Below are 3,332 nucleotides of genomic sequence, written 5' to 3' on the forward strand. Positions count from 1 at the left end.
CGGTCAATTGGTAGACTCGCGGCAGGTCTTTGCCGACGAGTAGGTCGCGGGTATTCGATCCCTGCACGTGATGGGTCAAGGTGTGCGTTGCTTCATTCACGTCGTAGCTGCCGAATGAAGCCTCGTATCCATCGCGGACATACTCGTTCGATTGCGCATTTGCCGATTTGGGATATATGAGCTGCACCGACATGTGACCGTCGCGCGTGTAGATCAGCATCCCCTGCGGTTGTGCGGTGTCCGCGGACTTGCCATCCGCTCCCGGTACATCAATGCGTGCCAGATGCCAGGCACCGATGAGCCTGTCGCGATCGCTGATTTGCTTCGGTGCGGATTGAGCTTGCGACAGGCCGGTGAATACTACGACAAAAGCCAACGCGCCAAAGTACAGAGTTTTCATTCTCGATTTACCCCGCCGATCGGCGTTCACCGGCCTATCAGTTGCTCATGGAACAGTCTGCGGCACGCAAGTTCATAGGATTGTGCTTAGCGCCCTGTCAGTTTTTGAAGCTGTGCGGGGTAGCGCTCCCCCTGCACCTCCACGCCCGATACGGCGTTCTCAATATTGCGCAGGTCGTCCGTGGTCAACTCGACGGCTGCCGCACCCAGGTTTTCTTCCAGGCGATGTAGCTTTGTGGTGCCGGGAATCGGAACAATCCACGGCTTCTGAGCAAGGAGCCACGCAAGCGCGATCTGGGCATTGGTCACGCCCTTTTGCGCCGCGATTGTGCTGAGCACATCCACCAGGTTCCGATTTGCCTTGCGATTCTCCGCACTGAAGCGTGGAACCACGTTGCGGAAGTCAGTGCTGTCGAACGTCGTATCTGCATCAATCTTGCCAGTCAGGAAACCTTTGCCAAGCGGGCTGAACGGCACGAAGCCAATTCCGAGTTCCTCAAGGGTTGGCAGAATCTCTGCCTCCGGCTCTCTCCACCAAAGCGAATACTCACTTTGAAGAGCCGCTACGGGCTGCACCGCATGAGCGCGTCGAATGGTTTGAGCCCCGGCCTCCGACATTCCGAAATACTTGACTTTACCTTCCGCAATCAATTCCTTTACGGTGCCGGCTACGTCTTCGATAGGAACGTTCGGGTCTACACGGTGCTGATACAGCAGATCGATGACATCGGTTTTCAGCCGTTTTAGAGCCGCATCGGTGATCTCACGAATGTGTTCCGGTCTGCTGTCGAGCCCCAGTGGCGGCTTTCCTTCTTTGAACCCGAATTTGGTTGCGATTACAACCTTGTCTCGAACAGGCGCCAGCGCCTCGCCTACAAGTTCTTCGTTCAGGAATGGGCCGTAAGCTTCTGCTGTGTCAAAAAACGTGACGCCAAGTTCGTAGGCGGCCCGGATCAGCTTGATTCCTTGTTCCTTCTCTGTCGCCGGGCCATATCCGAAACTGAGCCCCATACATCCAAGGCCCAGGGCTGAGACCTCAAGGCCGCTCTTCCCTAATTTCCGCTTCTGCATCTGTTCTCTCCTGAACTATGTTTAAAACCTTGGTTAGACTGAGTCGTCCGGCATCCAGCCGAGCGACTGTCTTCCTTACGCTGACTTCAGCGAAGCCATGTCGATCGAGAAGCGATACTTCACATTCGATTTCGCCAGCCTGTCGTAGGCTTCGTTGAGTTTTTGAATCGGAATTACCTCAACGTCGGAAGTAATGTTGTGCATCCTGCAGAAGTCCAGCATTTCCTGAGTTTCCGCAATGCCCCCGATCAGCGATCCCGAGAAGCTGCGTCGCGCGAAGATCAGGCCGAAAACGGCGACTGGCAGTGGTTTGTTGGGAGCGCCCACCATGGTGATATTGCCATCGCGACGAAGCAATTGGATGTAGGCATTGATATCGTGTTCGGCTGCCACTGCATCGAGGATGAAGTCGAAGCTGCCGGCATGTTTCGCCATCTCATCGGCATTCTTCGAGATGACCACTTCATCCGCACCGAGGCGAAGTGCATCGTCCTTCTTGCCTGGGGAAGTGGTGAACACCACCGTGTGGGCTCCGAAAGCGTGCGCGAACTTGACGCCCATGTGACCCAGTCCGCCGAGTCCGACCACGCCAACCTTCTTTCCTTTGGTTACACCCCAGTGGCGCATCGGCGAGTAGGTTGTGATTCCGGCGCAAAGCAGAGGCGCGACTCCAGCGAGATTGAGGTTGGTTGGAACGCGGAGCACAAAGCGCTCGGTGACAACGATGCTGTCGGAGTACCCGCCGTACGTGACGCCTCCCGTGTGCTTGTCGGGAAAATTGTAGGTGAGAGTCATGTTCGGGCAGAACTGCTCAAAACCAGCCTTGCACTCGGGGCACGTGCCGTCGGAGTCGACCAGGCAGCCCACCGCGGCAAGATCTCCCGGCTTGAACTTCTTGACAGCCGAGCCAACCTTCGTGACCCGGCCGACGATCTCATGGCCGGGAACGCACGGATAAACGGTGGGCATCACTTCTTTCCACTCGTTGCGGGCCTGGTGAAGATCGGAATGGCAGATGCCGCAGAACAGGATTTCGATCTGGACGTCGTGCTCGGTGGGCTCGCGGCGCGCGATTGTGGTGGAAGTAAACGGCGATGTCGCGCTGGCGACGGCGTAAGCTTTAGCCTTGTACATGGAATGACCTCAACTTCTTCGATTTTGGGAGCGTCCCGCTTCACATCAGACTACGAAATCGGGTCACCGGAGCGGTATCCTGATTCTGCCGATCTATTGCCTGATTCTGTCGATGCATGGATTTTTGTGCACAGCTTGATGAGTTCGGCGTTAACGTGGTTCTGGAGGGTTAGAGCTTGTGAAAGGGTTGAAACACAAGGCCGCGGCCGAAGATCGAAGCGTGATCGAAGCGCGTAGGGACCTGGCCCGCAAGATTGCCGATCGCACCGTTGCGGAAGGAGACGCTCTCACCGAGATTCCGGGCCTGCGCCTCTACCGCCGCTCTGTTACCACCGCCTGCACCTCGGCTGCCTATGAACCCAGCCTGGTCGTCTTTTTGCAGGGACGAAAGCGTATCAACGTTGGCAAGACGACTTATGTGTGCGACGGTTCGAACTTTCTTCTGACCTCGGTCGATCTTCCGGTTGTCAGCCAGGTGATTTCGGCAACGGAACAAGAGCCGATCCTCGGCTTGATTCTCAAACTCGAAATGCCGGCAGTCCGCGAGATTCTTTCGCAGCAGGAATTTCATCTGCGCGAGGAATCGGCTGACGCTCGTGCCATGGCTGTCGGCGTCACTTCGCTCGAACTGCTGGATGCATGTTCCCGGCTCGTGGACCTCATCGACAAGCCGCAGGATATTCCAATCCTCAGCAACCTGATCCAGCGCGAAATCATCTATCGATTGC

General features: G+C 56.4%; 4 protein-coding genes. 1 reads left to right on the plus strand and 3 read right to left on the minus strand.

The window, feature by feature from the left end; genetic code table 11:
* The 3 genes from WA354_RS05065 to WA354_RS05075 form a co-directional block, all read right to left on the minus strand.
* The coding region (locus WA354_RS05065) for a lipocalin-like domain-containing protein (RefSeq protein WP_472811922.1) at positions 1–400 on the minus strand (400 nt) is incomplete at its 3' end.
* 86 nt (positions 401–486) lie between these two features.
* Entirely contained in the window at positions 487–1,470 is a 984-nt protein-coding gene (locus tag WA354_RS05070) for an aldo/keto reductase (RefSeq protein WP_472811923.1), read from the minus strand.
* Between the two features lie 75 nt (positions 1,471–1,545).
* Positions 1,546–2,604: an NAD(P)-dependent alcohol dehydrogenase gene (locus WA354_RS05075; RefSeq protein ID WP_472811924.1), complete on the minus strand. Its 1,059-nt coding sequence runs from the start codon at positions 2,602–2,604 to the stop codon at positions 1,546–1,548.
* 178 nt (positions 2,605–2,782) lie between these two features.
* Here WA354_RS05075 and WA354_RS05080 point away from each other — a divergent pair.
* Positions 2,783–3,332 (plus strand): AraC family transcriptional regulator (locus WA354_RS05080; protein WP_472811925.1); only part of this gene is annotated, 550 nt, incomplete at its 3' end.

This window comes from Occallatibacter sp., from assembly GCF_049802275.1.
Taxonomy (GTDB): Bacteria; Acidobacteriota; Terriglobia; order Terriglobales; family Acidobacteriaceae; genus Telmatobacter.